Source organism: Paenibacillus sp. URB8-2, from assembly GCF_013393385.1.
Lineage (GTDB): Bacteria > Bacillota > Bacilli > Paenibacillales > Paenibacillaceae > Paenibacillus_AQ.
Genome location: NZ_AP023239.1, coordinates 2,949,089 through 2,969,020 on the forward strand (window position 1 = coordinate 2,949,089; position 19,932 = coordinate 2,969,020).

General features: G+C 49.0%; 16 protein-coding genes. 14 read left to right on the forward strand and 2 right to left on the reverse strand.

What is annotated here, in order from left to right:
- Nucleotides 1-20 precede the first annotated feature (20 nt).
- A complete protein-coding gene (mnmH, locus tag PUR_RS13525) occupies nt 21-1,094 on the forward strand; it encodes a tRNA 2-selenouridine(34) synthase MnmH (protein ID WP_179035695.1) in 1,074 nt (357 codons plus the stop codon).
- A gap of 181 nt (nt 1,095-1,275) precedes the next feature.
- On the opposite strand, the gene PUR_RS13530 is transcribed toward mnmH, so the two are convergent.
- Nucleotides 1,276-2,136 carry a helix-turn-helix domain-containing protein gene (locus PUR_RS13530; protein ID WP_179035696.1) on the reverse strand — a complete coding sequence of 287 codons (861 nt, stop codon included), beginning with the start codon at nt 2,134-2,136 and terminating at the stop codon, nt 1,276-1,278.
- 245 nt (nt 2,137-2,381) lie between these two features.
- Here PUR_RS13530 and PUR_RS13535 point away from each other — a divergent pair, with 245 nt between their 5' ends.
- From PUR_RS13535 to PUR_RS13580, 10 genes are all read left to right on the forward strand, one after another.
- Entirely contained in the window at nt 2,382-3,680 is a 1,299-nt protein-coding gene (locus PUR_RS13535; protein ID WP_179035697.1) for an alpha-glucosidase/alpha-galactosidase, read from the forward strand.
- Between the two features lie 148 nt (nt 3,681-3,828).
- Nucleotides 3,829-4,644 (forward strand): DUF2935 domain-containing protein, encoded by an 816-nt coding sequence (locus tag PUR_RS13540; RefSeq protein WP_179035698.1) that lies wholly within the window; start codon nt 3,829-3,831, stop codon nt 4,642-4,644.
- 224 nt (nt 4,645-4,868) lie between these two features.
- Entirely contained in the window at nt 4,869-5,753 is an 885-nt protein-coding gene (locus tag PUR_RS13545) for a cation diffusion facilitator family transporter (RefSeq protein ID WP_179037907.1), read from the forward strand.
- Between the two features lie 62 nt (nt 5,754-5,815).
- Nucleotides 5,816-6,634 carry an endonuclease/exonuclease/phosphatase family protein gene (locus tag PUR_RS13550; protein WP_179035699.1) on the forward strand — a complete coding sequence of 273 codons (819 nt, stop codon included), beginning with the start codon at nt 5,816-5,818 and terminating at the stop codon, nt 6,632-6,634.
- A gap of 249 nt (nt 6,635-6,883) precedes the next feature.
- A complete protein-coding gene (locus PUR_RS13555; RefSeq protein WP_179035700.1) occupies nt 6,884-8,794 on the forward strand; it encodes a heavy metal translocating P-type ATPase in 1,911 nt (636 codons plus the stop codon).
- Between the two features lie 115 nt (nt 8,795-8,909).
- The gene (locus PUR_RS13560) at nt 8,910-9,209 is read left to right on the forward strand and encodes a metal-sensing transcriptional repressor (RefSeq protein ID WP_179035701.1); all 300 of its coding nucleotides are present in this window, start codon (nt 8,910-8,912) and stop codon (nt 9,207-9,209) included.
- Between the two features lie 114 nt (nt 9,210-9,323).
- Complete coding sequence (locus PUR_RS13565) at nt 9,324-10,511, forward strand: MGDG synthase family glycosyltransferase (RefSeq protein ID WP_179035702.1); 1,188 nt, start codon at nt 9,324-9,326, stop codon at nt 10,509-10,511.
- A 111-nt stretch (nt 10,512-10,622) separates the two neighbouring features.
- Nucleotides 10,623-11,444 (forward strand): stalk domain-containing protein, encoded by an 822-nt coding sequence (locus PUR_RS13570; RefSeq protein WP_179035703.1) that lies wholly within the window; start codon nt 10,623-10,625, stop codon nt 11,442-11,444.
- 26 nt (nt 11,445-11,470) lie between these two features.
- Complete coding sequence (locus PUR_RS13575) at nt 11,471-12,271, forward strand: GNAT family N-acetyltransferase (protein WP_179035704.1); 801 nt, start codon at nt 11,471-11,473, stop codon at nt 12,269-12,271.
- Nucleotides 12,272-12,563: 292 nt separating this feature from the next.
- Complete coding sequence (locus tag PUR_RS13580; protein ID WP_179035705.1) at nt 12,564-13,019, forward strand: V4R domain-containing protein; 456 nt, start codon at nt 12,564-12,566, stop codon at nt 13,017-13,019.
- A gap of 106 nt (nt 13,020-13,125) precedes the next feature.
- Here PUR_RS13580 and hmpA read toward each other — a convergent pair whose 3' ends face one another.
- Nucleotides 13,126-14,307, reverse strand: a complete 1,182-nt coding sequence (gene hmpA, locus PUR_RS13585; RefSeq protein ID WP_179037908.1) for an NO-inducible flavohemoprotein — start codon at nt 14,305-14,307, stop codon at nt 13,126-13,128.
- 156 nt (nt 14,308-14,463) lie between these two features.
- On the opposite strand from hmpA, the gene PUR_RS13590 reads away from it, so the two are divergent.
- The 3 genes from PUR_RS13590 (at nt 14,464) to PUR_RS13600 (ending at nt 19,913) form a co-directional block, all read left to right on the forward strand.
- Nucleotides 14,464-14,913, forward strand: a complete 450-nt coding sequence (locus PUR_RS13590) for an RrF2 family transcriptional regulator (protein WP_179035706.1) — start codon at nt 14,464-14,466, stop codon at nt 14,911-14,913.
- Between the two features lie 150 nt (nt 14,914-15,063).
- On the forward strand, nt 15,064-17,787 hold the full coding sequence (locus PUR_RS13595) for a DUF6603 domain-containing protein (protein ID WP_179035707.1): 2,724 nt from the start codon (nt 15,064-15,066) through the stop codon (nt 17,785-17,787).
- A 2-nt stretch (nt 17,788-17,789) separates the two neighbouring features.
- Nucleotides 17,790-19,913 (forward strand): hypothetical protein, encoded by a 2,124-nt coding sequence (locus PUR_RS13600; RefSeq protein WP_179035708.1) that lies wholly within the window; start codon nt 17,790-17,792, stop codon nt 19,911-19,913.
- Nucleotides 19,914-19,932: the final 19 nt, after the last annotated feature.

The window sequence follows — 19,932 nt, forward strand, 5'->3', positions numbered from 1 at the left end:
CATAAGAAGGAGAGAGAGTATTGTTTCAGGATATTTCGCTCGAAGAGCTTCGGGCGCTTAAAGAACGTAAAGAGATGACTATCATTGACGTCCGCTCCCCATCCGAATACAGAGATGCCACGCTTCCCGGCAGCCTGAATATTCCTCTCTTCGACGATGCGGAGAGGGCAGAAGTCGGCACGCTGTACAAGCAGACGAGCATCCAGGCGGCCAAAGACCGCGGGCTGGAGCTGGTCTCCGCCAAGCTCCCGGCGTTTATCCGACAGTTCGGGGAGATTCCAGGGAACAAAGCCGTATTCTGCTGGAGAGGGGGCATGCGAAGCCGGACGACGGCGACGCTGCTCTCCCTTATGGACATTCACGTGTACCGTTTAACCGGGGGATACAAGGCTTACCGTAAATGGGTGGTCGAGACGCTGGAATCCTATGATTTCAAGCCGCATTCCTATATCATCCACGGCAACACCGGGACGGGCAAAACGGCGCTGCTGCACCGTCTTCAGCATAACGGCTATCCCGTTATCGATCTGGAAGGCATGGCGGGACACCGGGGTTCGATTTTCGGACAGGTCGGACTCCACGCGAACAACCAGAAGACCTTTGACAGCCTGCTGCTGGAAAAGCTGGTCACGCTAGAACAATCGCCGTATGTCCTGTTTGAGGCGGAAAGTATGCGGATAGGAAAGGTCGTAATGCCGCCGTTTATGGGCCGGCAGAAAGAGACCGGTACCCAAATTCGGATTGAATTGCCGCTTGAAGCCAGGGTTGCGCAGATTATGCTGGATTATCGGCCCCATGAGCATCAGGAAGAAATTCTGGCGGCATTCCGCAGAATCAAATCCCGCATTCATGTGCCCATTGCTGCGGAGATCGACCGGAGCCTGACTACAGGAAATTTCGAGAATGCGGTCCTGCTCCTGCTGGAGCATTATTACGATCCGAAATACGATTATACTTTCGAACAGTACGGAGAATCCGAAAAAATCTCGTTGAATGTAAATAATGTGGAGGAAGCGGAAACGGCGGTAGCCGCCTTGCTGCGGGAACGCCATCACGGGTCCCCGAGTTCGGGCGAACGACGATTGCATGTGTAAGGATCGGCGCTCCTGTCTTCCGTGATCGGATTCAATGATTTTGATCTTGGCTTTGCTCCACCTGAATCTCCAATCCCCGGACGTCCGGGGATTTTTTGTCTTTCCTTCGTCGGCCAGGTCACCTTTACTGCTCAATTCACATCCGGTGGAATCTATAATTTGACAGCGGCTGATATAAGCCCTAAAGGGGCTTAAGCCCGCTGCGGTATTCGCTCGGAGATTGCCCGAACCAGCTGCGGAATTGCTTGGAGAAGTAGAGAGCGTCGTTAAAGCCGACGGAAGATGAGACTTCGTCAATCGTCAACGCTCTGCTTGCCAGTAGTTCCTTTGCTTTGTCCATCCTGATCTTCATCAGGTACTGCTTGGGGGATAGGCCGGTCCGTTCCTTGAAGGCTTTGGAGAAATGTGCCCGGTGGTAGCCCAGGGCGGAAGCGATCTGGCCGATGCCGAGCTGCTGATGGTACTGCAGGGTTATCCAGCGTATAGCCTGCTCAACCTGCCGGTCGATCATCTCCGTTTGCCGGGCGGTGGCATCCTCCAAATTTCTGCTTGCAAGCGCTAATCTGTGAAACAGCAATCTCAGCCAGCCCGACGCTTCCAGGCTTTCCAGTCCGGGATAAGGCGATTGCTGGAAGGACAGCCGAATCCGCTGGTATAAGGAATGAAGTGCCGCGGGATCCGCGCCCTGAAGCACCGGCTTCTCCGGACTGAGTCCGGCTTCCCTCAGCAGCCGCAAAGCATACTCACCCTGAAGCGCCACCCAAACGTAATGCCATGGCGTCCGCCGGTCGGATTCATAGCTGAACAATTTACCCGGCGAAATCATAAAGGTGTCCCCCGCCTGACATAAATAAGCATGACCCTCGCTTACGAACACGCCTTGACCCGACAAAACGGTATGAATCAAATAATAATCATGAACGGAAGGACCGACTTTATGGCCCGGCTTGGGACTGCCCTCGCCGCTGAACAGAACCGTGAGTTCTCCCGCCTCCGGCTGCAGGTTAATGCCGATTTCAAATTGATAATGATCGAAATTCATGGGACCCTCCAACTTTAGAAAACCCTGTATTTTTCACAACACCTTAAATTAAATATACGACAAACCTCCATATGTTCCTTTTATTCCTCCATATAAATTCCGGATGCTCTGCTCTATAGTAGGAAGGGAAGAAAGGGACGTAATCGCCGTTACATTCGCATTTCCCCTTGGTTTATCAAGGCTTATCTAAAGAAAATGCGCTGTGACCCGGCATTCGACTCCCTATACAAGGAGGAATATGATCAATGTCTAAAATTACATTCATCGGAGCAGGAAGCACGGTTTTCGCCAAAAATGTATTGGGAGACTGCATGGCGACGCCCGCGCTTCAAGGGTTCGAGCTGGCGCTGTACGATATTGATTCCCGGCGTCTGTCGGATTCCGAGAATATGCTGCTCAACTTAAAGCAAAGCGGCGGCAGCACCTGTGAAATCAAAGCCTACTCCGACCGCAAAGAGGCGCTGCGCGGAGCCAAATACGTGATCAACGCCATTCAGGTGGGCGGTTACGACCCCTGCACTATCACCGATTTTGAAATTCCGAAGAAATACGGCCTGCGGCAGACGATTGCCGACACCGTCGGCATCGGCGGTATTTTCCGCAACCTGCGCACGATTCCCGTTATGCTCGATTTTGCCGCGGATATCCGTGAAGTTTGTCCGGACGCGCTCTTTTTAAACTATACGAACCCGATGGCCGTGCTGACGAATGTGATGAATACGTACGGCGGTGTGCGGACGGTCGGCCTGTGCCACAGCGTGCAGGTATGCGTTCCGCATCTGTTCGAGCATCTGGGAATCGAGCAGGAAGGCGTTCAGGCAAAAATCGCCGGGATTAACCACATGGCATGGCTTCTGGAGGTTACTAAGGACGGCAAGGACCTGTATCCGGAAATTAAGAGACGGGCCGCCGAGAAGCAAAAAGAACCGCATAACGACATGGTCCGCTATGAGATTATGCAGAAGTTCGGGTATTACAATACCGAATCTTCGGAACATACGGCGGAGTATCATCCTTACTTTATCAAGCGGAACTACCCGGAGCTGATCGACCGCTTTCAAATTCCGCTGGACGAATATCCGCGCCGGTGCGTAGAACAGATCGAGCGCTGGGAGCATATGCGCGAAGAGCTGGTGAACAACCGCAATCTGGAGCATGCGCGTTCGCATGAGTACGCATCATATATCATGGAAGCCATCGAGACGAATATACCGTACAAAATCGGCGGCAACGTCATGAACACCGGCCTTATCACGAACCTGCCGAGGGAAGCGTGCGTTGAAGTGCCTTGTCTCGTCGACCGCAGCGGAGTCCAGCCGACCTTTATCGGAGACTTGCCGCCTCAGCTTGCGGCGCTGAACCGAACGAACATTAATACCCAGCTTCTGACCATCGAAGCGGCGATAACGCGCAAGAAAGAGCACATCTATCATGCGGCGATGCTCGATCCTCATACGGCCGCGGAGCTGTCCATGGACGACATTGTCAGCATGTGCAATGATCTGATTGCCGCACATGGGGATTGGCTTCCACACTATGAGTGATACGGAATTATAGCTGGCAAATTCGCAGAGAAACCCGGTCTTTATTAAGACTTCGGGTTTCTTTTTTGTTCGTCCTTGGATGTCATAATGGACAAAATAATCCCATATGCCTAGAGCAGGTGACTTTTTCTGCAAAGGAGGGATAGGATTGGATGAATTCGTTGCCAGGTCATTGGATGAAATAAGATTTTGGTCCCGAATCATGAAGGAGCATTCACTGTTTCTCGGGTTGGGCTTTAGATGCGAGGATACTCAGCTAAAAGAGGAAGCAAACCGGTTTTACGCTATTTTTGAGGATATTGAGCGAAGGTCCCACGAATTTCAGATCAATGCAGATCCTCATACTATCCAGAAATTTAATACAGAAGTAGGTATAGCAGCGACTCATATTTGGGCGTTCAAGAGAAAGGTGCTGGGCCTTATATTGCAATGCAAACTTCCCGGACAAACAAACTTCCCTTTGCTGGTGGATCATGTAAGCCGGGAGGCCAATTATTTCAGAAATCGCTTAGAAGAACTCAATACAGGGAAACTTGAACCGTTACCGGATGCGATTATCGATGAAAATGTTTTTTTCTTAAAAATCATGGCCGATCATGCCAAATTTATCGGACACTTACTTGATCCGTCTGAACGGAAATTGGTTGAACAAGCGCGGGAGTTTAGCCATGATTTTGATATGCTGGTGTTCCAAGCGATTGATTTAAGCAGCATGCGCCCTCAATCTCAAACCGTACCGCTGCTCAGTCAATTCGTCGATGAAAACAAGGTGTCGGTAAAATCGTTGCGCGATTTCAAGAAAACCGCACGAGATTTGATTGAAGAATGCCGGATAAAAAGTATTATTCATCCTTTATTGGCCGATCATGTATTTCGTGAAGCCGAACGCTTCCTCTTTATTCTCGATATGTTCGAGCGATCCTTATCGGGTGCCAGGGTGAACAAGAAAGAAATCCTGCACTAATTCTTTGGTTCATCGGAAAAAAGACGTGCTGAAATCGGCGCGTCTTTTTTTGTGGGCGAGAAATTGTTAATTTTGAGTAATGCAAATATTTTTCCCATAGGCAAATTTGTTTGTCTGCCGTTATTTATTAACCTTGACGAAAAAACGTTTCTCTAGACCCACTTATATCCAAACTGATAGTATAAGCAAGTATGAAAGCGGATTGGAAGGGGCTTTATCTTAAAATGGATCAACAAAGGTACGATAACTTGAAATTAGGCGAGCGTGGAGCAATAGTAAGTATTATAGCTTACATCTGTTTATCTGCTTCCAAATTAATTATTGGTTATGCAGCCAACTCTGAAGCTTTGAAGGCGGATGGTTTGAATAATGCGACGGATATTGTTGCATCCATTGCCGTGTTAATTGGTTTAAGATTGGCGCGGAAACCAGCAGACGAAGATCATCCGTATGGACACTGGAAATCGGAAACCGTAGCTTCTTTAATGGCTTCTTTTATCATGATGGCTGTGGGGTTGCAAGTGCTTTACGAAGCTGTTGTTTCTATGTTTCATGGAAAGGAACAATCTCCTGATCTCATTTCTGCATGGGCAGGGATTTTCTGCGCCATTGTAATGTACTGTGTATATCGATACAACAAAAAACTGGCACTCAAAATAAACAGTCAAGCCGTTATGGCCGCAGCAAAAGATAATATTTCTGATGCATATGTGAGTATTGGAGCGGTAGTTGGGATCATCGGTTCCCAATTTAATTTGCCTTGGCTAGATCCGCTTACAGCTGTTGCAGTTGGATTCATTATTTGTAGAACGGCTTGGGAAATTTTCCGTGAAGCATCCCACTATTTGACTGATGGTTTTGATGAGAATATTATACAATCATTCAAAGAAACCGTATTGAACGTAAGAGGAGTAGAGGGAGTTAAAGAAATAAGAGCAAGAAATTACGGAAGCAATGCGGTCGTAGACGTTGTATTGCTTGTTGGGGCAAAACTAGAGTTTCAAGAAGCACATGAAATCGCAACACGGGTTGAAGATGAATTAAAGAGTAATTCTGATGTTTATGATGTTCATGTTCATTATGAGCCTGCAAAAGTAGCCAAGGCATAATGAGAGTGTCTACATATAGCACATGCGAATAAAAGAAAATAAAGAAAGCAAGGGGATTGGTCTTGAAAATATTGACTTTGAACACCCATGCATGGATGGAAACCGAGCAGCTTCAGAAGATAGAACACTTGGCCGATTTTATCAGGGAACAGCAGTTTGATGTCATCGCTCTGCAGGAGGTCAACCAGTCCAAGGAGGAGGAGGCTCTGTCCGCCTGCGATTTGGAACGTTTCTTCCGGACCGAACCGGACACGGTAGTCAGACAGGATAATTACACCTTCGTTCTTCTGCAAAAGCTGGGGATTCCCTATTATTGGACATGGATACCGGTACATACTGGATTTGAGAAGTACGACGAAGGTTTGGCGATCTTGACGCGCACCCCCGTTACCGACGCATTTAGCGAGTACGTGTCGGTCATCCGGGATTACGAAAACTACCGCACGCGGAAGATTGTCGGCGTCAAAGCAGAGGTCCGCGGGGAGGAAACCTGGTTTGTGAGCGGTCATTTCGGCTGGTGGAATGATGAAGTGGAGCCTTTCCGGGGACAATGGGATGCCGCGCAGGAGAAGCTGGACACGCTGAAGGAATCACCGGTGTTTATCTTGGGCGACTTCAACAATGTAGCGCAAATCCGGAACGAGGGCTATGATTACGTCGCCCAAAAAGGCTGGAACGACCTCTATGCATCTGCATCATTTAAAGACGACGGAGCCACGGTCACCAAAGCCATCAAGGGCTGGGATGAGAATAAGGGCAAGCTGCGCATTGATTATATTTTCTCCAATCGGCCGCTTCAGGCTAAATCCTGCCATGTCGTCATGAACGGCATTAGGGGCGCGGTTGTCTCGGATCATTTCGGAGTCGCTGCCGAGCTATAGTTTCTTCTCAAGTGTCTCTACAGGAGCGCTCCATACGCAAAAGCGGCCGGTTAGGGATTATTCCTTAACCGGCCGCTTCGGCTTCCTACAGCAAATATTTAAAGCGCTTCACAGTATTTTTGGCTGAAATTATACGATTTTTGTCACAAAAAAGCTGACATGATTTATTTACAATAACCCCCCCGGGGGGATATTATTGTGAGAATAATTCTCAACATTTGGTTTTAAACTTTGGGAGGGAACAGAGAAATGGGAGAAGTCATGCTGGGAAGTGAACGACAGGAGAAAAGGCCGTTTAAAGCGATCTGGGAGCAGCATGGAGGCTTGTTCATCGCGGCGGCCTGTCTGCTGTTTATCGGGATTGCCTGGATGATGGGCAGAAACGGACAGGGTGCAGGCGAATTAATCTTTTTCATTCTGGCCTATGTTGTCGGCGGCTACAGAAAAGCGTGGGAAGGGCTGGAAACCCTGATCAAAGAAAAGGACCTTGACGTAGACCTCCTGATGGTAGTCGCGGCTTTAGGCGCTGCAGGCATCGGATACTGGCTGGACGGCGCGGTGCTGATCTTTATTTTTTGCCTGAGCGGCGCGCTGGAGGATTATACGATGGAGAAGACGAACCAGGATATCGCCTCCATTCTGAAGTACCGGCCGGAAGAGGCGGTCCTCCTCAAGAACGGCGGTGAAGTCAAGATCCGGGCGGCCCAGCTGCAAAAAGGCGACGTCGTGCTCGTCAGACCGGGTGAACGAATTCCCTGCGACGGCCACATTCTGGAAGGACAATCGGCGGTAGACCAATCCTCCATTACGGGTGAATCCATTCCCGTCGATCTCGCTGCTGGCGATACCGTCTTCGCGGGTACGATCAATGGCCAGGGCGCGCTGCGGATTCATACCGATGCGGGCGCGGAGGACACGCTGCTGGCAAGAATCATCCATCTTGTGCAGGAGGCCAAGAACGAGCTGCCGCCAAGCCAGTTGTTCGTGGAGCGTTTTGAGGGCATCTATGCCAAAAGCGTGGTTGCAGCGGCCCTGCTGCTGATGGTCGCGCCTCCGTTTCTCTTTGGCTGGTCTTGGGAAAGCACGGTTTACCGGGCGATGATCTTTCTTGTAGTCGCTTCGCCATGCGCTCTTGTATCCTCGATCATGCCTGCGATTTTGTCCGGTATTTCCAATGCCGCCCGCAAAGGCGTATTGTTTAAGGGCGGGGTCCATCTGGAGCAAATAGGGGAAGTGAAAGTAGTCGCTTTTGACAAAACGGGAACGCTGACCGAGGGCAAACCGAAGCTTACGGACTGCATTCCTTCCGAAGCCTGCAACGAACAAGAGCTGCTTACTTTAGCCGCTTCGCTGGAGTATTTGTCGGAGCATCCGATCGCCAAGGCCATTGTCGGTTATGCCAAGGCCGCCGGGATCCCATTCGAATCGGCGTCGGAAATGCAGGCCGTGCCGGGTATGGGAGTCAGCGGAACCGTTAACGGCAGGAACTGCCGTATTGGCAAAAAGGAGCTGCTCGCGAGCCTGAATCTGGATGATGCTATGCTGCAAACGGCGGGCAAGCTTGAGGCGGACGGAAAGACGGTGATCTTCGTTGAGTCGGATGGCACGCTTGCAGGTATGCTCGCGGTACAGGATACTCTGCGCCCCGGCGTACGGGAAGCCGTCATGAAGCTGAAGAGCATGAACCAAAAGGTCGTTATGCTCACCGGGGACGCAAAGCTCACGGCGGAGGCCATCGGACGGGCCGCAGGCGTGGACGAGGTCCACGCGGAACTGATGCCTGATCACAAACTTGCGCTGATCCGGCAGTTGACCGAGCAGTACGGCAAGGTCGCTATGGTCGGCGACGGCGTTAACGATGCGCCCGCGCTGGCGGCTTCCGCCGTAGGAATCGCTATGGGCTCTGTCGGAACCGATGTTGCGCTGGAGACGGCGAATGTTGTTCTGATGACCGACGACATTTCCAAAATTCCTTTCGCCATATCGCTTGGACGGCGCGCACGCAGGGTCATCCGGCAAAATATAACTTTTGCGCTCGCCGTGATTGCCCTATTGGTCGTATCCAACTTCTGGGGCGGAATCAATCTGCCCTCCGGCGTGGTCGGCCACGAAGGAAGCACGCTGGCCGTGATCTTGAGCGGGCTAAGACTGCTTCGCTGATCTCTCTTGACCCGAGAAGAAGGAAATTGCCCCTCTGAATCAACTCTTGATATAATAACGGCATGGCCATCATAGAAAAATAGCCGAAGCAGAGAATAATCGGAGGGGTGCGCACATGGTTCGGGAATCCGGTGAACACGAACACAATTATGATCATAAGTACCGCAAGCAGATCGTCAACAGATTAGCCCGGATTGAAGGCCATATACGCGCAGTCAAGGAAATGACCGCCGAGGACCGGGACTGCTCCGAAGTGCTGCTGCAAATCGCAGCCGTGCAAAAGGCGCTGGACAAGGCCGCCAAGATGCTGCTAAAGGATCATCTGGAGAACTGTGTCGTCAAAGCCGTTCATCACGGCAATGAGGGCAAGGTTCTTGAAGATCTCACCAAAGCGCTGGACAGCTACATCCGGTGACACCTAAATATCGAAACAAGCCCTGATGATATCATTCGGGGCTTTGTTTTTTAGCATAATTTTCGTGAATGGGTAATTAATAATATTAATGCTTTTATAAAAAGGAGCCCTCCCATGAACCCAGACCCCGTTGTGCTTATCGTATCTTCCGCGTTTGGAGACGGCCATGCCAAGGTGGCTCAGGCCATTGAACAGTCGTTCAAATCGAGAGGCGTTGACCGGGTGCACGTTGTGGACCTCTTTGCCGAAGTCCATCCCTGGCTGAACGGGGTTTCCCGGGCCTTTTATTTAAAAAGCGCCGTCTATGCCCCGAATATTTACGGGTTGATGTACAACACAACCAGCGGGATGAAGCCGGACTATCCTTTTGGCAGGCTCCTGCATTCGATGGGAAAGCGAAAAGCGAAAGAGGTATTGGAAGAAATCCGGCCCGACGTCATTATTCACACTTTTCCGTATCTGGCCGCTTCCCAGCTTGGTAAAGAGTCGGCGATCCAGGTTCCGGTCTTTACCGTATTGACGGATTATGTTCTGCACGGCAGATGGATTCATCCCCATACGATGAAGTATTTTATCCCCACGGAAAGTATAAAAGAGGCGCTGCTCTCGGCAGGTATTGATGAACAGGCGATTACGGTCAGCGGGATTCCGATTCGCGAGGCATTCACGCGGTCTCCGAATCGGGCCGAGGTTCTGCAGAAGCATGGGTTAAGGGATAACCGGCGCTATATTCTCCTTGCGGGGGGAGCGTACGGGGTCATGGCAAGAATCAGGAACATTTTAAAAAGTGTGCTTGACCATACCGACTTCGATTTTATCGTGCTCTGCGGGAATAACGACCGGCTTCGCGAGTCTCTGGAGGACACTTACAGGGATAACAGCCGCGTTCACATCCTGGGATATACAGACGATGTACATGAACTGATGAGTATTTCCTTTTGCCTGCTGACCAAAGCGGGAGGGGTGACGCTTACCGAGGCGTTCGCGATGTTATTGCCTGTTATTGTGTACCGTCCGCTCCCTGGTCAGGAAGCCGGTAATGCAGAATCGCTCTCCATGCAAAAAGCCATTTACACCGCCTGCAACGAAAGGGAATTACTGGACCGGCTCCGGAGACTGGGAATCCAATCTTTCCGGGAGGAGATAGAGCGGCAAATGAAGGCCATTTCCCGGACAGAATCTTCCAGCCGCATTGTCGATGAGGTAATGAATGCGATTAAGGAACGTCCGTCATATGCCGGGCGGATCTTGAAGAAAACAGAAGGTAAAGGGAAGGCAAAGACCGCCCGCGGATATCGGTAGGAAAGCAGCTTGCCTCTGCCGGCCATTGTCCGCTTGGCGTTTTTTTGTTTGCATCGGAACCGACTTTGCTCCAAAATATAGATATATTTGGAGAGAAGGAGAAGATTACCTGTGGTTCGGACCCAAAGAAAAATCGGAATCTTGCTGCTTGTTTTCTTAACGGTTGTCGCAATGGCGCCGTCAGCTTTGTTTGCCGCTCCGAAGCCCGTCGTTACGGAGATGCCGATTTCGATCGGCAATTACTATGTGCTCTTTCCGGGGAAACTTGCGCCTTATGTGAAATCCGGAAAATGGATGGTGCCAATTCGGGCATTTTGCGAAGTCATTGGAGCTGATATGATTTACAATCCAATAGACCATACGGTATCCGTCATTTTGCTCGGTGAGAAGGTACAGGGCATTAAAGCGGGTCAACTGGCCGCAGTGTTTGAAGGCGACTTGGCATGGTCGTTAGGGGCTGCGCCGGAACTGCGGAACGGCGTACTGTTTGTGCCTGCGGCTCCAATTTTGAACGCCCTGAAGGTGTATCGCTGGGAGATAATCTCAGGAAATACTGGTAAATCCACACTGGCGATTAAGGCGAAGGAGGATGTGCTGCTCCGACGGATTGTCCCTGCTCCTTCCGCAGATTTATTTCCCTCGGAAACCACGTTTCATCCTTATCCTTTCTATCCGGAGACGCTGACACAGGAAAAGAAAGGTAAAGAATACCTTGTTACCCTGAATGTGCAGAACACATCCGGTTTTGTCATTTCCAAGGACAGTTCGGAGCTGAAACTGACGTTCGTTGATGGAAAAAGGAACGCTATCGTACGCAAAATTGATGGACCAAGCGCTCTGGTTCCGAAAGCCGGACAAGTATCATTCAAATTTACCGTTCCGCAAAAGGCCGACTATGTCCTGTTCCGGTCGCGGATCGTAAAATCGCAGTAATATTCATTTTCACTAGGGGGAGCCGTATGATTCGTAAGCTGGCGGAAGAGGACCGCGAGGGATTACTGGCTTTTTTGGGAAAAGAGCCGGCGCTTAATTTATTCCTGATTGCGGATGTGGAGAACTTCGGTTTTGAACAGGATTTTCAGGAAGTATGGGGGGAATTTGATCCCGGGGAGGGCAGGCTGAAGGCGGTGCTGCTACGCTATGAGCATAACTATCTGCCGTATGCGGAGGGGCCGTTTGATGTGCAGGGGTTTGCCGAAATCATGCTGCAGGACGGGAAGATGGAGATGTTGAACGGCTCGTCCTCTCTTGTGAACCGGTTCAGCGGCGTGATTAACTTCCGTAAAGAGAAAAGTCTTTATTTTGCAGAACTGAATGAACTGAACACACCAGAGGAAAGCGCTCAGTTTGACGCGGAGACCTATGTGAAGCGGGCAACGATTCAAGATGTGGAATCCATATGTTCGCTCATCGACGGAATAGAGGAATTCGACGTTAATCCGGAAAGCTCGCGCCGGAGCCTAAGACGGACACTGGAAACCGGAACGGGACGCACCTATTTCGTTGAACGGAATGGTCATGTAGCTGCGTCGGCTTCGACTACGGCGGAGAATTCGATGTCCGCTATGGTAGTAAGCGTGGCCACTCATCCGGAATGCCGGGGACAGGGACTGGCTACGTCTGTCATCAGAAAACTATGCGCCGATGTCGTCCGGGAAGGCCGCTCGCTGTGCCTCTTTTACGATAATCCGGACGCAGCCTCCATATACAAACGGATTGGCTTCAGCGACATCGGCTCCTGGTCGATGATGTACAAATAACGATATTTCAAGATCCGCAAGGCCATCGGGTTGAACAATATTTCCGCAGCATGGACGCAAAACGTAAGACAAAACTAAGAAAGCAACGGCTGAAAGAGAGCTTGAATTAAGCGGATTTGTTCAATGAGGGAACGCTCACGCCATTATTCCAACCTTGTGATGGAGGAATACTCAAGTGTTCAAGGAAATTCAAATCAATATTTTATTAAAGTGAGTAGAATCACTCTTCTCAAAAAGCAATATGGTAAGATGTGGTCATTATTGATAGTCGACAAAGAGGAGCGGAATATGCATGAAGGAAACATTTACATATGAGGATATGAAATTGATCGGACGGAAGAAACTGGGCACTCATGTTCCGTTAGAACTGTTTCGGACGATTCGGCTCATCGGCATGTATCAGGCGCTGCCACTCGGAGGAAAAGCAACTACGGTAACAATAGGTCGTAAAATCGGAGAATCGCTGCCCGTCACTTCAATAGAAGATATCCTGCAGATGTTTCAGGAACTACAGATCGGCATCCCGAGTATAGTATATCAGGACGAGCATAAGCTTCGAATAGCCGTTGATGAGTGCTTCTGCAAAGGCCTTCCAGTCATGGAAGGAAAGATAGTTTGCGATCTGGAGGGAGCAATATTGGAGGGCGCTATCAACAAAGTGTCTGAGCGAAAAGTGACTGTGCGGGAGGTCCTGTGCAATGTATGCGGGGACGATCACTGTGAGTATGAGATCCGTTATACGTTGTAATACCAACCTAAACGGCGGCCTTTCCCCGAAACTATAAAGGGGAAAGACCGCCGTTTAATGTCTATATGGCGATGTCGGATAATTGACGAATATCTTGTTATAAGGGTTATCCGTTTTCTATTTGCATAGCCGGACCAAAGAACTCGTGATGAATCTGGCCTTCCTTCATTCCCATCGCCCGCAATTCTCGAATGATGGATTCCATGAACGGAACCGGTCCGCACACATACACTTCTCCGGTGGTATCGACGAACTCTTCCAGAACTTTACGCGAGATGTAGCCGTCCGGTTTATCCGAAAAGAACGTTTTATACTTCACATTTCTCATACTCGCTGCATGTTTTTCCACATCGACTTGAAATGCGGCAAGCGCTTCATTACGCGCAGCGTGCAGAAAGACAGTCGGACGGTCAGGCGTTGTGGTCGATACCGTTTCGAGCATGCCCATCATCGGCGTAATGCCGACACCGCCTGAAATAAAGGCCACAGGCGATGTTTTCGTCGCATCAAGCACAAATTCACCGGCAGGGGCGCTCACTTCAACGGTATTTCCTTCTTGGACCTGCCCGTGAAGAAAGCCCGAGACGACACCATTCGGATCATTATCCGCCTCGCGTTTCACAGAGATTCGGAACTCGTCCGGTTTTGGAGCTTGTGAGAGGCTGTATTGACGAATCATCATGTATTTCTCACCCGGTATCGACACGCGAATGGAGATGAACTGACCCGGTTTATACTCCGGAACGTTAGAGCCGTCTGCCGGTTTTAGGTAGAATGATGTGATAGTGTTGCTTTCTTTTACTTTCCGCGAAACTGTGAACGATTTAAAGAAGTTCCAGCCGTTTTCTTGTTCCCGCGATTCTTTGTACATGTTTGCTTCTACGCTTATAAAGGCATCAGCAATGACACTGTATGCTTCCGCCCATGCGCCCAGAATGTCATCCGTTGCCGCATCGCCTAATACTTCCTTGATCGCTTCCAGCAAATGCTGGCCGACGATCGGATAATGCTCCGCCTTGATACCGAGGCTGACGTGCTTATGTGCGATTTGGACAACGGCAGGCAGAATGTTCTCCAGGTTATCAATATGGACTGCCGCCGCATATACCGTATTCGCGAGTGCTGCCTGTTGGCGGCCCTGAGCCTGGTTTGCATGGTTGAAAATGTTTAGAAGTTCAGGATGAGCGGCAAACATATTCCGGTAAAACACCGATGTGATTTTTGTGCCGTGCTCCGCCAAGACAGGTGCTGTCGATTTGACGATATCTCTTGTTCCTTGGGATAATATGATAAGTCACTCCTTTTTTCATTTCTATAGATCTACTATAAGCTTATCCTAAATTTAAAGATATATTCAAAATACATCTTTAACAAAATGGACAAAATATCAAGGCGGAAATGTAACAATGATCATATACTATAATGCCCGATGGGAGGGTAAAAAATGAGGCTTACCATGTACACCGATTTTTCTTTACGAATTCTTCTTTATCTGGGGACGAAGGAGCGAGTTGAACGGTCAACCATTCAGGAAATATCGGATGCATATAATATATCCAAAAATCATTTGGTGAAAGTTGCACATGAACTCGGCAAGGCGGGGTTTATTGATACGGTGAGAGGAAGGGGAGGCGGCATCCGGCTGGCACATGCACCCGAAGATATCAACATCGGTGAAGTCATTCGGAGGATGGAAGACGACTTCCACCTCGTCGAATGTTTCAATCCCGCTGGAAACCATTGTCCGATCACCCCGGTATGCGGTCTGAAAGGCGTTCTTGGGAGAGCATTGAATGCGTATTTGCAAGTGCTTGACGAATACACACTCCAGGATTTGCTAATTAATAAAAACGGACTGAAAATGATTTTGCAACAGCAGAATATCGATACTTAAAGATTTTGACCGAGACGGACGCACACTTTAAGAAATCGAAAAAAACAACCCCATTGTGAATGCGATTTCAAATCAATTTTACATATTTTGTATAAAAAACAAGGGGGAGGGGACGATACTTTTGTACAAGTTACGAAAGGGAGGTACATCATGAGAACGGACATTCCGTTAAGTGTGGAACAAATGCTGTTGTCTGAGTTGCTTGTAAAGCTGGATATTGTTATTCCTCCTAACTTTCCGATTCCCCCGCAATACGATTTGACTCTTTCGGATATTACCCTTCCAACCGTTGACCCCCCTTACTGCGTAAAAGGCAGGCTACAGGATCATCCAGACATCAAAGTTGGCATAATGAAGTTTGATCCGGATAAAAAGGATCAGTTTGCCGTCGCCATTCATTATGAACGAATCATGAATTTATCTCAGATGAAGCTTTTCGGAAAATCGGTTGATGAATTGAAAGGCATCGGGGCTCATCTGCAAGGGATGGCTTACCTTCATCTTGGAATGAATACCGCCAGTGAAGATATGGTGAAAGGATGGAACCAATGTTTTGGAGAGCCATTATTCCCTGAGCGTGAACTGCTGCCGGGTCTTCGAATATACGGGACTACGGCGTTGTTTGGACAAATAGAAGACTGGGATCTCATTCTGTATAAGCCTGACCCCAATGCGTTTTATTTAGATGGAATCAGCAGTGAAATCCACTTTAAAACCGAAGTCTGGTATCCCGTTGAGCGTACGTTTGGCCCGATAACCCTTAAGAAAATCGGGATCGAAGGCATGGATTTTCAATTTGCATTCAAGACGGACGGGCTGCTGTCGTTATTTGGCGTTGAACTGGATCTCAACGATTTACAAGTAACCGTTCCATTCATCCAGCCACTTCCACCCGATGATTCCGACATCAAAACTTTTTTGAAAGGCATGGAGCTGTCTTATGATTTGGACCCTATGACTATTAGCGGCGGGCTGCTGATGGAGTCGAATACGCGGTTTTCAGGAACAGCGACGGTCGAGACGCTGAAGCGAAGCTTAAGCGCGATAGGACAATACGGGAAAACGGATGGCGCCGATTCCCTGTTTATCTATGCCCGGTTGAATGAGCCCTTAGGGGGCCCTCCTTATATGTACGTTACCGGGGTCAGTCTCGGCTTTGGGATTAATCGGAGATTCGTTGAACCTCCCGTGGACAAAGTCCAAGAAGTTCCTTTGCTCGATCACGGCGACAACAACAATATGGATCAAGTCTTATCTGCGCTCTCCGATAAAAAGATGATTATTGAAGAATTGGGATCGAATTGGCTCGCGGTAGGATTACAGTTTAATTCCTTCGAGTTGATTGAATCGAGCATGATCTTGATTGGCCAGATGAGCAAAGATTTTGAATTGATTTTGCTTGGAAGGTCTGCGTTGGATCTGCCGAAAAAGAAAGGGGCAGACAAATTTGTTCATGTTGAAGCTCTCATAAAAGGTGTATGGAAACCGGCGTTAGGATTTGCAGGTATATCTTCAACGTTGTCGGAAGATTCTTATTTGTACAGTAAAAACTGTAAACTCGCCGGTGAATTTGCGGCCTGGTTCTGGTACGGCAAGGAGAATAATGGAGATTTTGTTATTTCTCTCGGAGGCTATCATCCCCAGTTCTCTGTTCCGAGTCACTACCCTCCTTTAGAGCGGTTGTCTCTAAGCTGGGATATCGGGGGATTTGTTCTGAAGGGCAGTTCCTACTTTGCTTTAACCCCTTCCTGTACGATGGGTGGTGGAAGCTTCGAGCTCGCCTATGATAAGAACAACATTTATCTCGGCTTTACCGCATACGCGGATTTCCTTTTGGAGTGGAAGCCCTTCTATTTGGACGCTATCGTAGGGGTTACCGTTCGGGGTCAGGTGAAGTCAAAATCGAAGGGACTAAGAAAATTACTGAAGTTTCTCAAAATTGAATTCGAAACCCGCTTCGAACTATGGGGCCCGCCTACTGGAGGAAGGGTCCTGCTGAAATGCTCTGCCTGCAACATTCCTATTTCCTTTGGAGAAAATAAAAGAGATAAACAGTTGCTGCTCGATGATATGAACGAGAAAGAATTTATGGATATGCTTCCTGACCCGGATAATCCCTTGCGTATTCTGGCTTCAAGCGGAATCACCGGACGGACGCCCTCCGAATCGGATGCAAACAAAGAGAAATGGTTGATCCGGCCCGATAACTTCGCCTTCACTATTGAATCCGAGTTTCCGTACAAACAATTCAGCGTATTGAAAAAGAACAGTGACGGCAGCGAAGCATGGGAATCGATAGTGGACGATCCGTATGACGGAAACTTGAGCATAAGACCTCTTGGCAAACCCATCACCCACTCCAGCCTTCAATTGTCCTTGAGACATAAAGAACGGGGAGTCATCGATTTGGACCGGAATAACCTGTCCGTCGTCAGAAAAGGAATTCCCAAAGCCATGTGGTGGAAGGAGAAGGTTTCGTTCCGTCCAGGCATAATTTCAAAAGAAACCATTGAAGAGAATGTGGGCGTTGAGGCCTTACCTCCTCCGCAGATTGCAGCCTTTCGAGGCGGCATCCGGATCGAAAGTAAATATACGCCTGAGAAAGTAGCGGAAGTAACGTTGCCCCCATCGGAATTGTCGAAGCTCTTAGGTTCTATAGAGTACCGTGAGGATTCCCGTGATCGGATTAAAAGCACAATAACGGACCCTTCCGTAGCAGCCGAGCGGACCCTTATTAGTGAATATCTGCACAATGCGGGTTTATATCCTTCCAGAAAAAATGATGACTTGATCAAACTGGCGGACCATGCCGATTGGCTGTTCGTGGAACCGCCTCTCTTATGGAATGCGGCATTTGCAATCTGGGAGGTATAGGAATGAAACGGAAAAGCGTGATTAATACAGACTTTGTCTCCATCTACGATAAGATCTCTCCGTCCTTGAAGGCAGGAGAATATACCATTTCCATCCAGCAGAATGTATCCTGGGACCAAAATGACAAGAAAATGGATCAGGTACAGAATTTCTTCATTGACGCCCCCCGATTTACACTGCCGGCGGACAATCTAGGGATTCAACATCCGATTATGGAAGGACAGTACGAGCAAACGATTCCCCATCTAATTCTTTCCAATCCAGCCTTGCCCTGGGCGAGATGGCCGGACGACGGGGTGAACGATCTTCCATGGTTAGCTCTTCTTCTTGTTAGAGAGGATGAATGGGTTGGGGACGGGAAGCCGGTAACTATGTCCGTAAAAGACACTTTTGATCCCGGACTGTATCCGGACATTGAGCCGCCTGCGATCAATAGAGGAGAAACGGAACAAAACCAGTCCCCTTGCCAATCCGTCGTGATCAAAACAGGAGTGCTAAGCCAAATTTTCCTCCTTGAACACGAAGTTTCCTGGTTGGCGAATGTTCGAGTGTCAGTCCCCTCATCGGATCAGAGCGCCGCTGTGATAATCTCCAACAGGGTGCCAAAAGTTGCGGGGTCACTCCCACAGCAAAAGTTTTACGCCTACCTGGTTTCGCTAGAGGGACACACACAATGTCTAAGAGGGACGTTTCCTGTTAAACCATTTGTCCGGTTTATTGTTCTCGATCATTGGAAATTTACATCGTATAAATCGGCAAATAAAAGCTTTTCCGCTCTAGCCGGGAATCTTTTAGAAGGGATGAAGGCGGATCCGTGGCTGCGCCATGCGGGTCATGCGGACCCGAACGCCCCGGAGGTAATACGCCAACGTCTATTCGACGGCTACTCTCCCGTATTGTCCCATACCAAAACCGGGGAAGAGACAATGGCTTGGATGGTCGGACCAGGTCTAGCGGTAACTGATCCTAAATCAAGACCCCATGTAAGCTACTGGAACTCCTCTCAGCTGCTGCAATACGACGACAAGAAGGGTTTATTTGATGTCTCCTGGGCGGTTGCGTACCAGTTCGGTAAAGCGGCGGCTCTTGCCAATCACAAGTTTGCCGAGCATCTTTGTGTGCTTCGCAGGCAATACGCGGCACAATTTATGAGCAGTCAAATTTCATCCTATCCTTTGAAGCACAAAGAGCAGAAAGACCTGTGGACGAAACTGGAAGAGGGGCTTGAATCGGACTGGGCATTCCGTGTGAACGATGCGATGGCGGGATATCGGGAGGAGGAGCCGCAGCTCAGGTACCACAGGAAATGGCGCAAAGAAAGACGCACGAACAAGAAAGATCCTTACCAAGCAATCCGGGAAGTCATTAATGAGACTGGAAATGATGCGAAGAAAATCACTGAGTATTTTCACAAGCTGCAGACCCAGGAAGAATGGGACGTTGTCAGTTATTTAAACCAATTGCAAGACCTGAAGCACATCGCATTTCCATATCTTGTTCCACACCATCAATTGCTTCCCCCGGAAAGTGCCCGGTTGTTTCGATTGGACCTCAGCTGGATGGACAGCATGCTCGATGGCGCGCTAAGCATCGGTGTTCACTCGGATTGGGATCAGGCGATTAACGGTTACATTCGAAGCCAACTTGATTATAAGGTAGATAACCGTTTGGGGCTAATCATACATTCGGCTCTGATCTCGGATTACCCGGATGTGAAAATCAGAGGATACATTAATAGTGAAGAAGTAATGGCTGTGCATGTGGAGCTTCAAGAGCAAATCAAACTGATTTTGTTTGAGAAAGAACCTTTGACCATTACCCTAACCGAACCTTGCGAGAAGCAGCGATTCGGGTTTGATGTCGACGATAACGGGGCGTTCACCATAGACCTTAGAAGTACAAACAACACGCAGGTTGATCAATTAGGCAGCCGTCTATCGGTTCCCTACTTTATCACAGATACAGATTGGAGGGACAAGGATCTGGGCGTTTTGGATATTGGGAAACTGCAAGAACATTTGGAGAATGAACTTGCTCGAATTGAAGGTGCTGGGAATTGGGGATCTTCAACATTTGCGCTTCAATTGTTAGATGCACCAGATTATGCGCTGTTGACCTTACATTGAATCACCTCATTTGTTCTGA